The following is an 18,223-nucleotide window of genomic DNA, read 5'->3' as shown; positions in this document are numbered from 1 at the left end:
CAACGTAACTGACTACATTATAATTTGTATATACAAGCTTTGCAACCGTTTCACTTATTGTTGTGAAAAAGAGATTTTGGAAGTTGTTTTTATACGGAAGCTGGCAATTTTTTACATAGGTTTTCCACGGAACGTAACGTTCATCGTGATTAATCTTCTCACAGCAAGCAGGGCAAACAGTAAAAACGTCGTAAAGCCAATCCAGTAGGCAATGACACGTAATGCATCTGCACTCCACGGAGCCAGGGATGCCACAAGACTTCCGCCAAATAGAGAAGCAATAACGGTAAGGAAGGTGAAAAAAACCGGATTGATTTGTTTGAAGATAAAAAACTCGCCGTTGTGTTCCACTTTATTTCTGTTGTAAAGCTTAATACCAAAATAGAGAAACAAGGCAGTAAAGATGATAGCCAGACTAAGGCCGATCAGCTCTCCCATTTGTCCGATCGTATAGTAGATTGGAGTTAAATAAACGATCGGTCTTGGCTGTGACCCAAGTGAAAATAAATAGAAGTTATGAACCCGCATAAACTCCTGCGTCAGAGTTAACAGGATCATGGGCAGAAATCCGGTAATTAGTGTAAGAACTGTCTGCGAAATCATTTCCCCTGTTACTGTTCCGATAAACAATGCAAACGTAAAAAAGAAGATATAGCCAAGCAGCGGGGCCCAGAATATCTCGATGCTCGATACGAGATGGAGGCCGTAATCAAACTCCGATGCAGAAATAATGAAGTAGGCAGGAACAAAGTTCATGATAAAAAAGAGTGTTATCACGCTAATTCCAAGCAGCCATTTTGCTAAATAGAGCTGTTTTCGGCTGAAGGGCAAAGAAAACGTAAAATCATTGCGCCGCGTGTTCCGCTCAAGGCCTACGAGCAGAACAGCAAAAAAGATAATTGCAAGTGCAATAAATATAGTGAAATTCCCTTGAGAAAAAATCTGCTGAACATCCCACGACTGCACTTCGTACACATATTCCTCCGCTTCACCGGCCTGTTCAGCCCGTTCATTCCACGTTTCAATCGAGAGAATTGCCTGAATTGGCATCTGCAAAATAAACAACACAAGCAGGGCCCAGATAAGCAGCCTGGACTGTTTGTAATTTTGAAACCACAGCGCTTTATTCAGCAAGGCGGTCACCTCCGAGCTTAGCTACAAAATAGTCTTCAAGTGACAGCGGAAGCGTCTCAAATAAAACTGGATTGCTCTGCTCCAACTCTTTTTCAATGCTGCTGTCCGCTTCAAATAAAATGGTCATCACCCGGCCTGTTTTATCGAGAACGTAAAGGCTGCTCAATATATGATCGGGCAGCGGCGACGATGGCACGAGCTGTGCTTTCCGATACCGACTGCTGAGATCGCCCAGCTTGTAATGACTGTCTACTTCACCGTCGCGAATCATGATGATCTCATCAGCCATAAACTCCAGCTCATCCAGCCGGTGAGATGAAATAAGCACGGACAGGTCTTTCTCAGCGACTTCTTCCACAAGAAGCTGAAGTACCTGACGTTTCACAATGACGTCAAGGCCGTCGGTAGGTTCGTCCAGCAAAATATAGGAAGCACCGGTAGCGAATGCGGCAATCAGCTGAAACAATGCTTTCATGCCTTTCGAATAGTTGCCGATTTTATTGATCTGTTCGAGCTGAAAGCGCTCCATCAATTCTCGCATGTAAGCTTCATCAAACCCTGGATAGATCGTTTTATAAAGAAATATCATTTCTTTTGTCGAGTAATTTTTCATCGCTTCAGTTGAATCCGGCACGAATATAATCTGTTCCTTTAACTGGGGGTGTTGAAAAATACTTTTGTTTTTTACTAGTACATCTCCTGAAGTCGGATTGAGGATGCCTGCCATCGTCCGCAGCAGAGTCGTTTTTCCAGCCCCGTTTCGACCGACAATCCCGATGATGGACCCGCTTTCGATTGTAAAGTCAATATCTTTTAAAATCAGGCGGTGATGAATGAGTTTGGATACATGCTGTACGTTCATGACTGAACCTCCTCGCTTGCAGTCTCTACCCAATGGAGCAGTTCTGATTTTGCAATGCCGCAGCGGCGGCTTCGAAGAACCAGTTCTCTAAGCTGATTTTTAATTTCCATTCGTTCTGGAGCCTTTTCCAGCAAAGCCGTATTGTCGGTCAAAAACGTACCTCTGCCGCGCTCTGTATAAATGATTCCCTGACGTTCGAGCTCCTGGTACGCTTTGCTCACCGTATTCGGGTTCACGAGAATAACAGACGAGAGCTCTCTTATAGACGGTAGTTTCTCGCCAGGTTCCAGAATACCCTGGATATAGAGTTCTTTGATTTGAAAGATCAGCTGCTCATAGAGGGGAGTCGGGCTTTTTGTATCAATGCGGTAAAACATCTTAAACCTCCCGAAAGTGTATGACATGTATTAATACAGTTATAACATACTTTTTTGATTAAATGCAGCACTGCTCGCGTGAAGGATGGAGGAGGAACATAAAAAACGGCCTGCCCAAATGTGGGGCAGGCCGTCAGCAGAAGACGGGTGCTTAGGAGCCAGAAGCTTTTTTATCATGCAGCTCAGGAGCAGAAGCTTCTGCTTCCTCTTCAGAGCTGTAGGTCACGGCTTCTGCATTCTGAACAAAAGCAGGTTCTTTGCCTTTAGCAGCCCATAAAAATACGAGTACAACACATGCCACTAAAACGAGCTGGGGGGCCCAGAAAATCAGAAAGTCAGTCATTGGTCATTCTCCTCTCGTTATTTTCTTCCCTCAACGTAATCAGCGTCAAACAGAAACAATCTCATAAGCAGATACAGTGACGGGACGAGCAGAAGCAGTCCTGCGATGAAGGCGATGATTAGTGCAGTTGCCATCGCTTCATTGGTGAATCCGTCGTAAATGGTTAAATACGGGTAAAGCAGATACGGCAAGTGAGATGCACCGTATGCAAAGAACGCAGCGAAATACTGGATCATGACCATAATGAAGGCAATGCCGTAGTTTCGCTTTTTCAAAATAAGCGTAAACGCAGTCGCAAAGGCAGCAGTTGAAATAGCAAACATCCACCAAAGATCGAGCATGCCTGCGAAGTGCTCCGGATTCCGGCCGCCTAAGAGGAAGAATACGATGATTCCCATCCCGATAGAAGGAAACGCCCATGTGAGAGCATAAGTTCTCAGCAGCTTCAATGCGGTTTCATCCTTCGCACGAGCTGCGTAATAGCTCAGGAACGACGCGGAAATAAACAGGACACTTACAATGGCTAGAGCAACAACCCCCCAGGAGTACAGGCTGCCGAACAGTTCGCCGTACAACAGTTCAACATTACCGTTCTCCACGGTGATGTAGCCTCCTTCGGAGATCGTTAATACCGTCGTAAGCGAGGCGGGGATAAGCAGTCCTGTTGCTCCGTACAAGAAATTATAAAAGTTGCTTTCTTTTGCGCCGTATGTGGCAAACGCGTAATATGAGCCGCGGATTGCCAGCAATATGATGGCGATGCTTCCGGGGACGAGCAGCGCCGTCCCGTAATAGTAGGCAGTCTCCGGAAAGAATCCGACGATTCCGATAAAAAAGAAGACGAGAAATACGTTCGTCACTTCCCAAACCGGAGAAAGATAGCGTTGTATAATCGGATGAATCATATGATCTTTTTTCGTCCGCTTGGAATAGTAGCTGAAAAAGCCGGCGCCGAAATCAACGGATGCTACGATGAGATAGCCGTATAAAAACAGCCAGAGTACGGTTATTCCAATTACTTCGTATGACACCGGACCACTCCTTTCCTTGTCATTATTTTACTTCATAGTTTTGAATCTCACGCTTGTACATTTCCCGCTCAACCGGATTCCGCTTAAACATTTTACGGAGTACCCCGATGCATGTTACTGCGAGCACGGTATAGAGAAGCGCAAACAGAATCAGCATGAGACCAACCTGTCCGGATGTTGTAGCACCTTCCGAGGTTCGCATGATGCCGTTTAAAATCCACGGCTGACGTCCAACTTCTGCAAAGATCCAGCCGGATTCCATGGCCACGATAGCAAGCGGTCCTCCTGCGGCGACCATGATCAGCAGCGGTTTGTTGAAGGCGTTCCACGTTTTCTTCCAGTTCATCACAACAAAGAGGGTACTGACAGCAGCTAGATACATGCCGATAAATACCATTAAATCAAAGAAATAATGAACGAAAAGCGGCGGCAGGTCTTCTTCCGGAAATTCATTTAAGCCGATTACTTCGGTATCCGGTGTCCCGCCGGCGAGAATACTGAGTGCGTAAGGTATCTCCAGCGCGTAGCTTATTTCGTTATCTTCGTTAATAATACCGCCTAATATGAGCGGTGCTTCCGTTTCCGTTTCAAAGTGCCATTCAGCCGCAGCCAGTTTTTCCGGCTGGTATTCGTGCAGGTACTTTCCGGAAAGGTCTCCGATCACTGCCGTACCAACAGCGAAAACGGCACCAGCCACCATCGTCATATGGAGAGCTTTACGATGGTAAACAGATTTATTGCCCCGCAGTATCTTAACGGCTGCAATGGCTCCCAACACAAACGCGGCAGTCAGGTAACACGTGATAATAACGTGCGAAATTTTCGTCGGCGTAGCCGGATTAAACATCGCTTCGATTGGATTAACGTTGGTGACAACGCCATTGACTATTTCAAAGCCTTGCGGCGCATTCATAAAGGCGTTGACAGTTGTAATAAAGAAGGCACTTGCTGTCGCCCCGATAACAATTGGAATAACGAGCAGAAAATGGCGCATTTTCGATTTAAATCTGTCCCACGTATACAAATAAATACCGAGGAATATCGCTTCAAAGAAAAATGCGAACACTTCCATAAACATCGGCAGACCGATTGTATGTCCGGCAGCCTGCATAAAGTTCGGCCAAAGCAGACTCAGCTGCAGCCCCATTGCTGTACCGGTAACAACACCGATAGCGACCGTGATCACGAACCCTCTTGCCCATCGTCTCGCTAACAGCGTATAGTGCGGGTCATTTCTTTTAATGCCCATCCATTCTGCAATGGCGATCATGATCGGAATCCCGACACCGATCGTAGCAAATATAGCGTGAAACCCGAGTGTTAAATAGGTTAGTATTCTGCTCAAGAGGACCGGATCGTTCTCAAAAAACATATATTCTCCCCCTCAGTCATTAAACTCAAATAGTAGAGCTCAGTCGCTCGTAAGTATATAATAATAGATAATATCACGGGCATTTATAGGGGATAACCCCTAAGTTATGTGAATTTGTGAGCAATTATTGAACAGCTTACGACGGTTTTGTGAATGGAGGTTTTCAATTGCGAGTATTGATCGGGATGGATCATGAATTGATGCGGCACGGACTTGTTCAGCTGCTTTATGATTTGGGAGAAATCGATTATATGGTGACGACTTCGACGCGTGAAGAGCTCTACAAAAGCATGAGAATGTATACATTTACACACATTTTTGTTCACACTGCCCTTCCTGGTGCACTGTCACCAGCTTCGTTTACTCATGCAGCTGGTGCAGGTGTCCACCTTATCGGTTCGAAGGGTGACGAGAGCGGGAGCGTTCCTCTAAGCGACACCCTTCCGTTAGATGAATGGATGAGAAGGCTGAGCCGCATTATAAAAGGAGAGATGAAGCCCGGACCAGTGTCGTTACAAAGCAGCACGACAGAAGAGCTGACACTGAGGGAGGAAGAAGCGGTCCGGATGAGAGTTCACGGTTATACGGTGCGTGAAACAGCGGCAGTACTCGGTATTTCAGAAAAAACCGTAGAGAATCACCGGCGCAGCGCAGCAAAAAAACTGCAGATTACAAGCAGCCGGGAATGGATGGCATTTGGTCGGGAGAAAGGGTTTATTTAAAGGGCCCGGCAGAACAGTCCCGTAAAAGCTGCTAGAGCGCTCTCTCCAGAAAATGGCATTGTAACATGCAGGAGAAGAGACACGGCAGCTTTCATGCCTGTTCTTTACGGAGTGTCTTCTGCCATTCCAACGCGGCACTGATAAAATTGAGGATCAGTAAAATGCTTGAATACAAAGGCCGCTGCAGAAGCAGGCGTGATGCGTTTACCTGCATCCGGCATAAAGTCTATTTTCCAGGCAACAGGACTTTCTTCCGTTCCGTCCGGCAGGTAAGTAGGACAAAAAATAGTCCAGGTCAAATTTGTATTCTTCAGATGATGATAGACAGATGCGTGCTCCAGTGAACTGCGCGTCATCGGTTTTTTTGACTCATCTGTTTCGTAGCGGAATTTATCTGGTGAATGAAGTGCATTTAAAATACCGGCTGTGCCGATCGAAACAAAGCGGTTAATGCCAAGTTTCTGCATTCTGTCTGTAATAATAGGAGTGGACTGGCTTAAAACGTCAGCTTTGTCAGTTGAAAGAGCAGAGAATACGGCTTCAGTTTTATCATCTATCGCTCTGGCTACATCTGCTTTTGAAACAGCATTTCCCTCAATGATCGTAACGCTGGAGTTATTTTTCCAGTAATCAGGAACCTTTTCAGGTGTCCGGACGAGCAGATTCATCGTCCACCCTGCGTCGATCGCTCTTGAAGTAAACTCGCTTCCGGTTCTTCCGGTTGCGCCTAAAATAGTAATGTGCATCGTCATTCCTCCTGATAGATGTCATATCTACCTGTCTATTACTCTGATATACTTTACATAAGCGTATTTTACAGAAGTCAGAGATGACTGGAAAGGAACAGAACTATGTTTGAAACGGTTGACGGGATCGTACAGATTATTCGCGATCCGTTTATGAATGCTGCCGAAAGCGTACAGGCATTTCCACTATTATATGCTTTTGTATTGGGAATTGTCGGCGCGCTTGCACCGTGCCAGCTTTCAGGAAATATTACTGCCATGACACTCTACGGATCGAATTCTGTCCGCAAAGGTATTTCCTGGATGGATACGATTCAGTTTCTTGCCGGAAAGGCTGCTGCCTTTTCTCTGCTTGGCCTGATCGTATTTTTTCTTGGACAGGAGTTCCAACGACAGCTGCCGCTTTTCTTTGAACCATTCCGGTGGATGATAGGACCATTGCTGATTGTTATCGGTTTATTTTTATCCGGATTATTACCTGTGACATTTCGTGTACCCTACCGGTTTGAAAAAAAACGAAAGAAAGGAGGAGGAGCTTTTCTGCTCGGATTCACTTTCTCACTTGCGTTTTGCCCGACAATGTTTATTTTATTCTTTGTCCTGATGATGCCGGCAGCAGTCGCATCACCTGCAGGAGCCGTTATGCCGGCATTATTTGCAGCAGGGACAACGCTCCCGTTTTTATTGCTAGTGTTTGTAATATGGTACCTGGATCTTGGCGGAAAAGCTGTGAAGGCAGGAAAGCGGGCAGGCAAATGGGTGCAGACCTCTGCCGGAATCATGATTATTCTCGTTGGAATTCTGGACATCATTACGTTCTGGCCGCTGTAAACGCGGCCTCCTGTTCAAGAACAGGCATCTATTCATAAGAGCAGCTTTACATTTTAAGCAGGCTCAATTATACTTTTATTTACAGCGGCACAATCTGAACGATTGCTCAGTCAGTGCCGCTACTTATTTGCGGTAAAATGTAAGCCCTTACATAATCGAGAGGAGAGAAAAGAATGGACTTTCAACTGACGAAAGAACAGCGCATGATTCAGAATATGGTGAAAGATTTTGCAGAAAAAGAAATCGCCCCGATTGCAGACAGTATTGACAAAGAGGAGCGGTTTCCTGAAGAAATATTTAAGCAGATGGGGGAGCTTGGACTCTTAGGTATCCCGTTTCCGGAAGAATACGGAGGATCGGGCGGAGACACGATTTCTTACATTCTTGCAGTTGAAGAAATCGGGAAAGTATGCGGCAGCACCGGCTTGAGCTATGCAGCAGCTGTTTCGCTCGGAGCTTCACCGCTTTATCATTTTGGAACAGAAGAACAGAAAAAAGAGCATCTGACGCCGCTTGCATCAGGTAAATCGCTTGGATCATTCGGGCTGACGGAACCGAACGCAGGATCAGACGCTGGCGGTACACGTACGAAAGCCGTGAAAAAAGGCGACCGGTATGTAATCAACGGTGAAAAATGCTGGATTACGAACGCAAGCTATGCGAGAACCATCATTGTTACAGCCGTAACCGGTGAACGCGCAAATGGAAGGAAGCAGATTTCTGCTTTTATCGTGCCGGCTGATGCAAAAGGACTTACAATCAGAGCGGAATACGAAAAAATGGGAGTCAGAGGTTCGGACACGACAGAGCTGATCCTTAAAGACGTGGAAGTGCCGGAAGAAAATATTCTCGGGGATGCAGAAAAAGGCTTTAACCAGTTTTTGTACACGCTTGATGGCGGACGCATTTCCATTGCCGCACTGGCACTAGGCATTGGAAGGGCTGCTTATGAAGCAGCGCTCGCCTACAGCAACGAACGTAAGCAATTCGGACGGCATATCGGCAGCTTCCAGGCGATTCAATTTAAGCTATCCAACATGGCAATGGAGCTGGAGCTTGCAAAAAATATGATATTAAAAGCGGCCTGGCTGAAGGATCACAAGCAGCCTTTCAAGAAGGAAGCTGCGATGGCAAAACTGTACGCTTCTGAAGCCGCAACCAGAGCATGTAATGAAGCACTTCAGATTCATGGCGGTTACGGCTATATGCGCGAGTATAAGATTGAGCGTTATTTACGGGATGCAAAGCTGATGGAGATCGGCGAGGGCACGTCAGAAATACAGCGTCTCGTCATTGCACGTGAAATAGGATGTCCACAGTCCTGACAGAGGAGGGAATAGCATGATTAAAAAACTGTTAATTGCAAACCGGGGCGAAATCGCCTGCAGAATCATTCGTACATGCCGCAGTATGGACATAACGAGCATTGCTGTTTATTCAGAGGCTGACAGCCGTGCCCAGCATGTGCTGATGGCGGATGAGTCGGTCGAAATCGGAGGCGCCCGCGTTAAAGAAAGCTATTTAAATATGGATGCCGTTTTACAGGCCGCGAAGGACTTCGGTGCAGACGCAGTTCATCCTGGTTATGGCCTGCTGTCGGAGAATGCGGAGTTCGCTGAGCGGGTTGCAGCTGAAGGAATGCTCTTTATTGGACCTGAACCAGAGTCGATTGCAAAAATGGGGGATAAGATTCAGGCAAGAAAGCTGATGGAAGCTGCTTCAGTGCCGGTAGTACCCGGAAAAGTTCTTGACGGAGAGTCGGAGAAGGAGCTCGTTCTTGCGGCCCGCAGTATTGGTTTTCCGGTTATGCTGAAAGCAGCAGCCGGCGGCGGCGGTATCGGCATGCAGCGAGTAGATGATGAAACGCAGCTCGTGAAAGCGGCGGCTTCAGTTCGTAAGAAAGCAGAAACATTTTTCGGTTCAGGCGATTTATTCCTGGAAAAATATATTATCGACCCCCGACATGTCGAAGCGCAGGTATTTGGAGACGGAAACGGTAACGTACGAGTGCTCGGCACCCGGGACTGCTCCGTCCAGCGCCGGCATCAGAAAGTGATCGAGGAAGCACCTGCACCTGCGCTCGCTGAGGAAACGATTAAAGCACTTGAAGAATCTGCGCGCCGTGCAGCGGCTTCCATTCAGTACCGGAACGCAGGAACCGTTGAATTCATTGTCAGCGCAGAAGAAGAAGTCTTCTTTTTAGAAATGAACACACGCCTTCAGGTAGAGCATCCTGTCACAGAAGAGACGACTGGAACGGATCTCGTTGAATGGCAGCTGCTGCTCGCGTCCGGAACTTCACTTGATGATCTTCCGATTCGATTTAACGCAGCAGAAGCATCCGTCGAAGCACGAATTTATGCAGAGGATCCAAAAACATTTTTTCCATCTCCGGGTACGATTACAGCATGGAAATTCCCTGACATAGAAGGCATCCGCTACGATATGGGATTTGTAGAAGGAGATACCGTCAGTCCTTTTTATGATCCGATGGTAGGAAAAGTGATTGCCCGCGGCGAATCTAGACAAAAGGCAGTTGAACTGCTGATTGCTGCACTGGAACAAGCGGAAACAGCTGGAATCAAAACCAACATTCCAATGCTGATTGATGTGCTGAGGGATCCGCGTTTTCAACGTGCAGAAATAAATACACATTTTTTAATGCAGACGAATTAATATTAAGGAGGAGCAGAAGATGGCAGACATTCAAACAACGATGGCAGGAAACGTTTGGAAAATTAATGTAAAAGTAGGTGATGAGGTACAGGAGGGCGACGAGGTTGTTATTCTAGAATCTATGAAAATGGAGATTCCAATAGCTGCTGAAGAGAGCGGCACTGTATCTGAGATCCTCGTGGAAGAAGGCAGCTTTGTAAACGAAGAAGACGTGGTTGTTAAGCTCGGCTGAGGAGGGACAGGTCTATGACAATTCCAGCGAAAGCCATTCTGAAAGAGGTCGGTCCAAGAGATGGTCTGCAAAATGAACAAGCTCTAGTATCGACGGAGAAGAAGGTTGCCTGGATTGAAAAGCTGACGGATGCAGGCCTTAACTATATTGAGGTTTCGTCATTCGTATCACCTAAATGGATCCCGGCACTTGCGGACGCTGACGACGTCTTCCGCTACTTAAAGCGAAAAGACGGCGTTACCTATGCCGCTTTAGTCCCCAACGCAAAAGGGCTCGAACGGGCACTTCGTGCGGACGTAGATGAAATTGGTGTATTTGTATCAGCAAGCGATACGCATAACAGACGAAACGTGAATAAATCGACTGAAGAAACGCTGACGGTCCTCAATGATGTGGCTAGAGAAGCGAAATCGGCCGGAAAAACGGTGAGAGGCTATGTCTCAACTGTGTTTGGGTGTCCTTATGAAGGACGTGTCTCGATCGGACAGGTGGAAAAGACTGCACATGCATTGCTGGATATGGGAATTGACGAGCTGTCACTCGGAGACACAATTGGCGTAGCTAACCCGCTTCAGGTTAAGCAGGTCATCAGGCAGCTGAAAACGACAATCCCAACCGGCAGACTCGCCCTGCATTTTCACAATACGCGAGGACTCGCTTGTGCAAACATTATGGCGGGGCTCGAACAGAATATTCAAGTGTTCGACGGGGCTAACGGAGGCCTAGGAGGCTGCCCGTACGCAAAAGGTGCCACAGGAAATGTCGCAACAGAGGACGTACAGTATATGATGGAATCAATAGGAGTCGATACGGGCGTTTCGTTGAAAGGGCTGGTGAAAGCCGCCGAATACATTGAACCGCATGTCGGTACAAAGCTGCCAAGCTATCAGCTGCAGCTGCAGCAGGAAGAGGAGGATGGCGCATGATGATACAGGCTGAAGTAAAAGACCGGACCGGCTGGCTTACGCTGGATCGTGAAGACGCTGCGAACGCGCTGAACAGCGATCTGATTGTACAGGCCTCGGATGTGCTGCAGGAGTGGCGTCATGATACTGCTGTTCGTTCCATCATTATCACCGGAGCAGGCAAAAAAGTATTCTGTGCAGGAGCTGATCTGAAGGAGCGGGCTAAAATGAAGGAATCGGAGGTTTGGGAGGCTGTGGCGTCCATCAGGCGGTTTATTGAAAGCGTTTACGAGATGCCGCAGCCGGTCATCGCTGCGTTAAACGGCCATGCGATAGGCGGCGGGCTCGAGCTCGCTCTCGCCTGTGACCTCCGTATCAGCACAGACCAGGCGTTTTTCTCGCTGGCTGAGACGGGTCTGGGCATCATCCCCGGAGCAGGAGGGACACAGCGGCTGCCAAGATTAATCGGCGAGCAGAAAGCAAAAGAAATGATCCTGACAGGCCGTAAACTGGCTGCAGATGAAGCGGAGGAGAGCGGTCTTATTCTCAAGTATGTACCTGTTAAGCACTTGTACGAGGAAGCGTCGACAATGGCCGGGCTTATCAACAGCCGGGCTCCGCTTGCCATCCGTTCAGCCAAAGCAGCAGTGAACCAGGGCATGCAGACGGATTTGAAAACTGGACTTGAGCTGGAACGGGAGCAATATGAACACACAATCGGAACAGAAGACCGACTTGAAGGCCTGCGTGCTTTTAAGGAAAAACGGCCTCCTGAATTTACCGGACGCTGATAAGGAGAGATAGAAATGGCGCTTAAACTGGATAGAACCTGGCAGGAGCGGGTAGAGCAGATTGAAAAAGGCGGCAGCGAGAAATATCATGAAGCCAATGCTTCAAAGGGCAAGCTGTTTGTGAGGGACAGGCTTGCACGTCTTTTTGATGACAGCTCGTGGAAAGAAGACGGGAAATTTGCCAATGCAGAAACAGAAGGGCTGCCTGCAGATGGCGTCATCACTGCAATTGGAAAAGTGGACGGCCGCACGGTTTGCGTGATGGCGAACGATTCAACCGTAAAAGCAGGCTCCTGGGGGGCAAAAACGGTTGAAAAAATCATTCGTATTCAGGAAACAGCATTGAAGCTGAAGGTACCAATGTTTTACTTTGTGGACAGTGCCGGAGCGAGAATCACAGATCAGATCGATATGTTTCCAAACCGGCGCGGAGCAGGCCGGATTTTTCATAACCAGGTAAAACTTTCGGGAATGGTGCCGCAGATCTGTGTGTTATTCGGTCCGTCCGCAGCCGGCGGTGCTTATATTCCCTCGTTCTGCGATATCGTGATTATGGTCGATGGCAATGCGAGTATGTACCTTGGCTCTCCGCGAATGGCTGAAATGGTCATTGGAGAAAAAGTGAGTCTGGAAGAGATGGGTGGCGCTAAAATGCACTGCTCTGTTTCCGGGTGCGGAGATGTACTTGCAGCGGATGAACCTGAAGCGATCGAAGCAGCACGCAGCTATTTCACCTATATGCCGGCAAATTATCAAACAGCATCGGCTCTGCAGGAAGCAGTGCCGGCTGTCGAGAAAGACTTGGAAAAACTTATTCCGGCGAATCAGAACGTACCATTCGATATGCACCAGTTCATCGAAGGGCTGATCGATAAAGATAGTTTCTTCGAGGTGAAGGCGCTGTTTGCCAAAGAGCTGATCACCGGGCTTGCGAGGATAGAAGGACGAACGATCGGTATTATTGCAAACCAGCCGAAGCAGAAGGGCGGCGTTTTGTTTCATGACTCTGCAGACAAAGCTGCCCGCTTTATCACGATGTGCGATGCGTTTGGAATTCCGCTTCTGTTCCTCGTTGATGTGCCAGGCTTTATGATCGGCACGAGGGTAGAGAAAGCCGGCATTATCCGGCATGGAGCAAAAATGGTAGCTGCCATGTCTTCAGCTTCCGTTCCAAAAATTTCTGTCGTCGTCCGTAAAGCCTACGGTGCGGGCTTATATGCCATGGCAGGGCCAGCCTTTGAACCTGATGCGTGTATTGCGCTTCCGTCTGCCCAGATTGCGGTTATGGGTCCCGAAGCAGCCGTGAACGCTGTCTATGCGAATAAAATAGCTGCGCTCGAAGAATCAGAGAGACCAGCCTTCATTGCGGAAAAGCGCAAAGAATATCAGGAAAACATTGACATATACCGACTTGCTTCAGAAATGATTGTTGACGATGTGATCCAGGCCGATGCGCTTCGCGATAATCTGGCGTCCAGGTTTGAGCTGTATGCTGCTAAAGACGTGGTATTCTCAGAACGAAAGCGTCCGGTGTACCCGGTATAGCGTGTATTAATCAGGAGAGGATGATCGTTGTGAAACAGATATATACGGATACGGCAGATATAACTGCTGATATAAAGGACGGTTCGACGATTCTCGTTGGCGGCTTTGGACTTTGCGGTATACCTGAAAATGTGATAAAAGCACTCGTCGACAGCGGTGTTAAAGATTTAACGATCGTATCCAACAACTGCGGCGTCGATGACTGGGGACTTGGCCTGCTTCTTGAAAAAAAGCAGATCAACAAGATTTATGCGTCCTACGTCGGTGAGAACAAGGAATTTGAACGCCAGGTGATCAATGGGGAACTGGAAGTCGAGCTGGTTCCGCAGGGGACTCTCGCAGAAAGACTGCGCGCCGGAGGAGCAGGAATCCCGGCTTTCTATACTCCTGCGGGGGTTGGAACACCGATCGCAGAAGGTAAAGAAGTCAGGACGTTCAATGGGAAAGAGTATGTGCTTGAACATGCAATCACTGGTGATGTGAGCATCGTGCGTGCCCATACTGGTGATACGTACGGGAATTTGATCTATCGAAAAACGGCTCAGAACTTTAACCCGATGATAGCAGCTGCAGGCGCAGTTACGATTGCAGAAGTAGAGCATCTGCAGGAAGCAGGAACGCTTGACCCGCAGTCGATTCATACACCGGGTATTTACGTAGACCGAATGATCGAAGCTGTCCAGGAAAACAGAATTGAACGGCGGACGGTGAAAGAAGCCTGATGAGGAGGACGAGCTGATGGATAAACAGGAGAAGCGCGAACGAATTGCGCGCAGGGCAGAAAAAGAAATTAAAGACGGAGATTACGTGAATCTTGGTATCGGAATGCCGACAATGGTAGCTAATTATTTGGAAGCTGATAAAAAAGTGATGCTGCAGTCGGAAAATGGGCTGCTTGGAATCGGCCCCTATCCGGATGCAGGCGAAGTCGATGCAGATTTAATCAATGCCGGAAAAGAAACGGTTACTGAAGCAAAGGGAGCCGCATATTTCAGCAGTGCTGAATCCTTTGCAATGATCCGCGGAGGTCATATTGACGTTGCTATTCTTGGTGCGATGGAGGTTTCCGAATCCGGAGATCTGGCGAACTGGATGATACCGGGCAAAATGATTAAAGGAATGGGAGGAGCTATGGATCTCGTTCACGGTGCCAAACGCGTGATTATCATTATGGACCACGTAAGCCGGAACGGAACGCCGAAGATCGTAAAAGAATGCTCTCTTCCGCTGACCGGTCTCGGCGTCGTCAATCGAATTATTACGGAACGAGCGGTTATTGATGTGACAGAAACCGGCCTGGTGCTTGACGAAATACTCGACGGTTCAACACCTGAAGAGATTCAGGAAGCAACTGGTGCTCCATTGTCGCTTGACCGCCTGACTCGAAGTCACTGAACCGGACCGGGGCCGATCGCCCTTCCAATGCGAATGAATAAGGCTTCTGCCGGACTGTCCGGCGGAAGCCTTATTTTCATTCTGCATCAGCTACCGGACGGGTTTAGAAAGCCGCTTGGCGAAAGGGCTAACCTCTTTCGCTTCCGATTGGCAGCGGGGGTGTAGTGAACACCGGGAGCGAGCGTTCCATTACTGAGGTTCAGCTGCTGCAAAAAAGCCTCCTCAGAAAATGCGCTGTGGATTTCCTGCGCTTTTATGATAATGGCTGCTGCTGCTCGAGCATCATCCAGTGCGTGGTGATGATTCAGGTCAATCGACAGCTCATGAGCTACTGTGGACAGTTTATGGTTGTAAAATTCAGGCCACGTTTTGCGGGATACTTGTACCGAACAGTTGTATGACGCAGATGGACCGGAAAGACCCCATACTTGAAGCGCGGATCGCAAAACCTTCATGTCAAAGCTCGCGTTGTGTGCAATCAGCAGCTGATGTTGAATGAGCGGCTCTATTTCAGGCCAAAGCTCGTGAAACGTAGGTTCCCTTTTCACATCCTCCCAGGTAATGCCGTGAACGCGGACACATTTTGGATCAAAATACGGCGTATAAGGACGGATTAAGGAATACACTTCTTCTGTGATCTCGCTGTTCTCTACCTTTACAAGTCCGATAGCACAGGCGCTCCCCTGTTCGGTGGAAGCTGTTTCAAAGTCAATCGCAGTAAAATTCATAAATGACCTCCTGCAAACATATGTTTGTTTCAGTGTAGCACGATCTTCAGTCTTCGAAAAGCATAAAAGAAGCTGCCCGCAGCCATAAGGCCGGGACAGCTTCAAAAAGGGGGAATATTGAAACCCTGTTACAGGGAATCAGCGGATTCGCTGCTCAGTCTCCGGATCGAAGAAATGAGCTTTGTTCATATCAAATGCCAGATCAATTTTAGTACCGCCGGTTACATCCGTGCGGGAATCGACTCGTGCGATGAAATCCTGATCGCTGACTTTGGAGTAGAGGTAAGACTCAGCACCCATAAGCTCTGCTACATCAATTGTAGCAGTGAAGCGGCTGTTTTCAGCAGCATCAAGGAAGACTGGCTCATCATGGAAATCTTCCGGACGAATACCCAGCACAAGATCTCTTCCGTCGTAGCTTTCCAGCATCTTCATTTTTCCGGCTGGAATCGTAACGGTATGCTCACCAATACTGAATGTATTTCCGGTCAGCTTTCCATGAAGGAAGTTCATAGCAGGAGAGCCGATGAATCCGCCAACGAAAATGTTTTCCGGGTAGTCATAAATGTCTTTAGGAGCACCGACCTGCTGCACAAGACCATCCTTCATAACAACGATTCTGGAAGCCATCGTCATCGCTTCCGTCTGGTCGTGTGTTACGTAAATAGTCGTTGTCTGCAGACGGTGGTGAAGCTTGATGATTTCTGCGCGCATCTGAACACGAAGCTTTGCATCCAGGTTGGAAAGCGGCTCATCCATCAGGAACACTTTCGGATTTCGTACAATAGCACGTCCAAGAGCAACACGCTGACGCTGACCACCGGACATTGCTTTCGGTTTACGGTCAAGCATTTCAGTCAGCCCGAGGATTTTTGCAGCATTGCGGACACGCTCATCGATCTCCTGCTTCGGGAATTTTCTCAGCTTCAGACCGAACGCCATGTTCTCATATACATTCATATGAGGGTATAGGGCATAGTTCTGGAATACCATTGCAATGTCACGGTCTTTAGGTGCCACATCGTTGACGCGGTCGTCTCCAATGTAAAGGTCACCTTTTGAAATATCTTCAAGACCGGCTACCATACGAAGCGTCGTCGATTTTCCACAGCCTGAAGGTCCGACGAAAACGATAAATTCCTTGTCAGCGATATCGAGATTGAAGTCGGTAACCGCCTGAACATCCCCGTCGTAAATTTTGTACAAATTCTTAAATGTAATATCAGCCATTCTAATTCCTCCCACAAACTCATTTTCTAATCTGTAACCAGTGTATCCTGTAAGGGTTTTCATATCTATGGTAACCGTGCACAAAAAATCATGCATCCGGCTGTGCAGGATGCATGCGCTTTCATGTGAATGATGCTTTTATAAAAAAATCTTATTAATAACCATTGATGTCGGTCAATTTGATAAGGTCTTCATCGGGTACCGTTCAGGAACGGCTGCCCGATGAAGGCATCGTCAGCAGCATCATGTATACAGCAGCTGCATTTTGGAACTGACGGATATCGAGGGTTGTTTTTTCGATAAATTTATCAACGCGGTACTGCATGGAATTCCGGTGCATAAACATTTTCTTGGCGGCAAGACTGATATTCAGATTGCACTCTAGAAAACAGCGTACTGATTCAAGCAGCTCACCTTCGTTCTCCACCGGTTTCAGCTGCCGGCGAATCTGGGTGATCGTCTGCGGTGTAAATCGGCTCAGCATAAAATAAAGCAGCAGTTCCTGTTCAAGAAACGTATGCTTTTTAGGGAAGGCGGAAGCTGTATCATGAAACAGCTGATGCTCCCAGTCAATATGCTCTTTTAACATCTGTGGAGATAATATCATCGAACCGACGCAGACGGAGGGCCGCACAAAAAAGTCAGCAGCCAGCGTATCGACAACGGAAGAAAGGTTCAGCTCATCTTCAAAAGCATCATCCGTTTCCTGAAGAATCATGCTGTCCCTATGAGATTTCCAAAGCATGAATCTGCTCCCCGGAAAAAGAGAGGACGCAGCCTGGGAAAATGCTTCTTGTTCTTCGATTTGTTTTGGAAATCGAAAATGAATCACACGCAGCGGAAAAGATAGTTTCCTGCTCCAGGCAGATTCGGGAACATCTTCTTCAAGCACGAGCAGTTTATGCAGCGAGAGCGCCAGCGGGTCGTCGGGGAGCGGAAATTCCTGGGATGGATCCTGCCGGTCGAGAATCGACTCTAGCAGCTTCATCTCTTCGGCTGTGAGCTGATCAGCTTCGATATGGTGCGTTTCCGCCCCCCGGGTTACTGTGAATCGATTCATTGCTGATGATCCTCATAAACGTGGTAAAGCATCAGGTCATGAACAGAGGTTTCCAGAAAGCTCTGATCGGCAATCGTATCGGGTTGTTTCCATATAATTTTTCCATCTTTCTGATAAGTACCTCGGTACCTGACCTGCTTATAATAGAAGTGAAAGTTCCAGCCAAAAGGCTGTTCTTTCCATTGAAAATGCTGAATCATCGCGAGTCCCTCCTTATAAAACCTGGTTTTATCGTACCATGAA

Annotated in this window: 21 protein-coding genes; 10 read left to right on the top strand and 11 right to left on the bottom strand. The window is 47.7% G+C overall.

From position 1 onward, the window contains the following. Positions 1 to 111: 111 nt before the first annotated feature. The 6 genes from HCN83_RS03395 to HCN83_RS03370 all read right to left on the bottom strand — a co-directional run bounded on the left by HCN83_RS03395 (position 112) and on the right by HCN83_RS03370 (position 5,119). Positions 112 to 1,134 (bottom strand): ABC transporter permease subunit, encoded by a 1,023-nt coding sequence (locus HCN83_RS03395; RefSeq protein WP_168004913.1) that lies wholly within the window; start codon positions 1,132 to 1,134, stop codon positions 112 to 114. Beyond that, positions 1,124 to 1,996: an ABC transporter ATP-binding protein gene (locus HCN83_RS03390; protein ID WP_168004912.1), complete on the bottom strand. Its 873-nt coding sequence runs from the start codon at positions 1,994 to 1,996 to the stop codon at positions 1,124 to 1,126. The genes HCN83_RS03395 and HCN83_RS03390 overlap by 11 nt, the downstream gene beginning before the upstream one ends. Further along, entirely contained in the window at positions 1,993 to 2,373 is a 381-nt protein-coding gene (locus HCN83_RS18570) for a GntR family transcriptional regulator (protein ID WP_168004911.1), read from the bottom strand. Before HCN83_RS18570 ends, HCN83_RS03390 begins: the two co-directional genes overlap by 4 nt. A gap of 151 nt (positions 2,374 to 2,524) precedes the next feature. Further along, positions 2,525 to 2,716, bottom strand: coding sequence for a cytochrome bd oxidase small subunit CydS (gene cydS / locus HCN83_RS03380; RefSeq protein ID WP_168004780.1), 192 nt, complete (start codon positions 2,714 to 2,716; stop codon positions 2,525 to 2,527). Positions 2,717 to 2,733: 17 nt separating this feature from the next. Then, on the bottom strand, positions 2,734 to 3,747 hold the full coding sequence (locus tag HCN83_RS03375; RefSeq protein WP_168004910.1) for a cytochrome d ubiquinol oxidase subunit II: 1,014 nt from the start codon (positions 3,745 to 3,747) through the stop codon (positions 2,734 to 2,736). A gap of 22 nt (positions 3,748 to 3,769) precedes the next feature. Then, positions 3,770 to 5,119, bottom strand: a complete 1,350-nt coding sequence (locus HCN83_RS03370) for a cytochrome ubiquinol oxidase subunit I (protein WP_168004909.1) — start codon at positions 5,117 to 5,119, stop codon at positions 3,770 to 3,772. A gap of 167 nt (positions 5,120 to 5,286) precedes the next feature. Here HCN83_RS03370 and HCN83_RS03365 point away from each other — a divergent pair, with 167 nt between their 5' ends. After that, positions 5,287 to 5,841, top strand: coding sequence for a response regulator transcription factor (locus HCN83_RS03365; protein WP_168004908.1), 555 nt, complete (start codon positions 5,287 to 5,289; stop codon positions 5,839 to 5,841). Positions 5,842 to 5,945: 104 nt separating this feature from the next. Here HCN83_RS03365 and HCN83_RS03360 read toward each other — a convergent pair whose 3' ends face one another. Further along, entirely contained in the window at positions 5,946 to 6,587 is a 642-nt protein-coding gene (locus tag HCN83_RS03360) for an NAD(P)-dependent oxidoreductase (protein WP_168004907.1), read from the bottom strand. A gap of 105 nt (positions 6,588 to 6,692) precedes the next feature. Here HCN83_RS03360 and HCN83_RS03355 point away from each other — a divergent pair, with 105 nt between their 5' ends. The 9 genes from HCN83_RS03355 to HCN83_RS03315 all read left to right on the top strand — a co-directional run bounded on the left by HCN83_RS03355 (position 6,693) and on the right by HCN83_RS03315 (position 14,962). Continuing rightward, positions 6,693 to 7,418, top strand: a complete 726-nt coding sequence (locus HCN83_RS03355; RefSeq protein WP_168004906.1) for a sulfite exporter TauE/SafE family protein — start codon at positions 6,693 to 6,695, stop codon at positions 7,416 to 7,418. A gap of 173 nt (positions 7,419 to 7,591) precedes the next feature. Beyond that, positions 7,592 to 8,743: an acyl-CoA dehydrogenase family protein gene (locus HCN83_RS03350; RefSeq protein WP_168004905.1), complete on the top strand. Its 1,152-nt coding sequence runs from the start codon at positions 7,592 to 7,594 to the stop codon at positions 8,741 to 8,743. 16 nt (positions 8,744 to 8,759) lie between these two features. Continuing rightward, on the top strand, positions 8,760 to 10,094 hold the full coding sequence (locus HCN83_RS03345) for an acetyl-CoA carboxylase biotin carboxylase subunit (protein ID WP_168004904.1): 1,335 nt from the start codon (positions 8,760 to 8,762) through the stop codon (positions 10,092 to 10,094). Between the two features lie 19 nt (positions 10,095 to 10,113). Continuing rightward, a complete protein-coding gene (locus tag HCN83_RS03340) occupies positions 10,114 to 10,326 on the top strand; it encodes an acetyl-CoA carboxylase biotin carboxyl carrier protein subunit (protein WP_168004903.1) in 213 nt (70 codons plus the stop codon). 14 nt (positions 10,327 to 10,340) lie between these two features. Beyond that, a complete protein-coding gene (locus tag HCN83_RS03335) occupies positions 10,341 to 11,252 on the top strand; it encodes a hydroxymethylglutaryl-CoA lyase (protein WP_168004902.1) in 912 nt (303 codons plus the stop codon). Then, positions 11,249 to 12,022 (top strand): enoyl-CoA hydratase-related protein, encoded by a 774-nt coding sequence (locus tag HCN83_RS03330; RefSeq protein ID WP_168004901.1) that lies wholly within the window; start codon positions 11,249 to 11,251, stop codon positions 12,020 to 12,022. Before HCN83_RS03335 ends, HCN83_RS03330 begins: the two co-directional genes overlap by 4 nt. A gap of 15 nt (positions 12,023 to 12,037) precedes the next feature. After that, complete coding sequence (locus tag HCN83_RS03325; protein ID WP_168004900.1) at positions 12,038 to 13,567, top strand: acyl-CoA carboxylase subunit beta; 1,530 nt, start codon at positions 12,038 to 12,040, stop codon at positions 13,565 to 13,567. A 29-nt stretch (positions 13,568 to 13,596) separates the two neighbouring features. Further along, positions 13,597 to 14,289 carry a CoA transferase subunit A gene (locus HCN83_RS03320; RefSeq protein ID WP_343033645.1) on the top strand — a complete coding sequence of 231 codons (693 nt, stop codon included), beginning with the start codon at positions 13,597 to 13,599 and terminating at the stop codon, positions 14,287 to 14,289. A 16-nt stretch (positions 14,290 to 14,305) separates the two neighbouring features. Continuing rightward, the gene (locus tag HCN83_RS03315) at positions 14,306 to 14,962 is read left to right on the top strand and encodes a CoA transferase subunit B (protein WP_168004898.1); all 657 of its coding nucleotides are present in this window, start codon (positions 14,306 to 14,308) and stop codon (positions 14,960 to 14,962) included. A gap of 86 nt (positions 14,963 to 15,048) precedes the next feature. Here HCN83_RS03315 and HCN83_RS03310 read toward each other — a convergent pair whose 3' ends face one another. The 4 genes from HCN83_RS03310 to HCN83_RS03295 all read right to left on the bottom strand — a co-directional run bounded on the left by HCN83_RS03310 (position 15,049) and on the right by HCN83_RS03295 (position 18,180). After that, positions 15,049 to 15,690, bottom strand: a complete 642-nt coding sequence (locus HCN83_RS03310; protein WP_168004897.1) for a 3'-5' exonuclease — start codon at positions 15,688 to 15,690, stop codon at positions 15,049 to 15,051. A 138-nt stretch (positions 15,691 to 15,828) separates the two neighbouring features. Continuing rightward, a complete protein-coding gene (locus HCN83_RS03305; RefSeq protein ID WP_168004896.1) occupies positions 15,829 to 16,920 on the bottom strand; it encodes an ABC transporter ATP-binding protein in 1,092 nt (363 codons plus the stop codon). 205 nt (positions 16,921 to 17,125) lie between these two features. Beyond that, positions 17,126 to 17,980 (bottom strand): PucR family transcriptional regulator, encoded by an 855-nt coding sequence (locus tag HCN83_RS03300; protein ID WP_168004895.1) that lies wholly within the window; start codon positions 17,978 to 17,980, stop codon positions 17,126 to 17,128. Further along, entirely contained in the window at positions 17,977 to 18,180 is a 204-nt protein-coding gene (locus tag HCN83_RS03295) for a DUF5342 family protein (protein WP_168004894.1), read from the bottom strand. The genes HCN83_RS03300 and HCN83_RS03295 overlap by 4 nt, the downstream gene beginning before the upstream one ends. Between the last annotated feature and the right edge of the window lie 43 nt (positions 18,181 to 18,223).

The sequence above is a fragment of the Alkalicoccus luteus genome, from assembly GCF_012034335.1.
Classification (GTDB): domain Bacteria; phylum Bacillota; class Bacilli; order Bacillales; family Salisediminibacteriaceae; genus Alkalicoccus; species Alkalicoccus luteus_A.
The sequence above is the reverse complement of the archived record's forward strand: the minus strand, read 5'-3'. Positions and strand labels throughout refer to the sequence as shown.

Bases quoted from the DNA above. Each gene is read 5' to 3' on its own strand.
- HCN83_RS03390 (WP_168004912.1), bottom strand. From the start codon at position 1,996: ATGAACGTACAGCATGTATCCAAACTCATTCATCACCGCCTGATTTTA.
- HCN83_RS18570 (WP_168004911.1), bottom strand. From the start codon at position 2,373: ATGTTTTACCGCATTGATACAAAAAGCCCGACTCCCCTCTATGAGCAG.
- cydS (WP_168004780.1), bottom strand. From the start codon at position 2,716: ATGACTGACTTTCTGATTTTCTGGGCCCCCCAGCTCGTTTTAGTGGCA.
- HCN83_RS03370 (WP_168004909.1), bottom strand. From the start codon at position 5,119: ATGTTTTTTGAGAACGATCCGGTCCTCTTGAGCAGAATACTAACCTAT.
- HCN83_RS03360 (WP_168004907.1), bottom strand. From the start codon at position 6,587: ATGCACATTACTATTTTAGGCGCAACCGGAAGAACCGGAAGCGAGTTT.
- HCN83_RS03355 (WP_168004906.1), top strand. From the start codon at position 6,693: ATGTTTGAAACGGTTGACGGGATCGTACAGATTATTCGCGATCCGTTT.
- HCN83_RS03350 (WP_168004905.1), top strand. From the start codon at position 7,592: ATGGACTTTCAACTGACGAAAGAACAGCGCATGATTCAGAATATGGTG.
- HCN83_RS03345 (WP_168004904.1), top strand. From the start codon at position 8,760: ATGATTAAAAAACTGTTAATTGCAAACCGGGGCGAAATCGCCTGCAGA.
- HCN83_RS03340 (WP_168004903.1), top strand. From the start codon at position 10,114: ATGGCAGACATTCAAACAACGATGGCAGGAAACGTTTGGAAAATTAAT.
- HCN83_RS03335 (WP_168004902.1), top strand. From the start codon at position 10,341: ATGACAATTCCAGCGAAAGCCATTCTGAAAGAGGTCGGTCCAAGAGAT.
- HCN83_RS03330 (WP_168004901.1), top strand. From the start codon at position 11,249: ATGATGATACAGGCTGAAGTAAAAGACCGGACCGGCTGGCTTACGCTG.
- HCN83_RS03325 (WP_168004900.1), top strand. From the start codon at position 12,038: ATGGCGCTTAAACTGGATAGAACCTGGCAGGAGCGGGTAGAGCAGATT.
- HCN83_RS03315 (WP_168004898.1), top strand. From the start codon at position 14,306: ATGGATAAACAGGAGAAGCGCGAACGAATTGCGCGCAGGGCAGAAAAA.
- HCN83_RS03310 (WP_168004897.1), bottom strand. From the start codon at position 15,690: ATGAATTTTACTGCGATTGACTTTGAAACAGCTTCCACCGAACAGGGG.
- HCN83_RS03305 (WP_168004896.1), bottom strand. From the start codon at position 16,920: ATGGCTGATATTACATTTAAGAATTTGTACAAAATTTACGACGGGGAT.
- HCN83_RS03300 (WP_168004895.1), bottom strand. From the start codon at position 17,980: ATGAATCGATTCACAGTAACCCGGGGGGCGGAAACGCACCATATCGAA.
- HCN83_RS03295 (WP_168004894.1), bottom strand. From the start codon at position 18,180: ATGATTCAGCATTTTCAATGGAAAGAACAGCCTTTTGGCTGGAACTTT.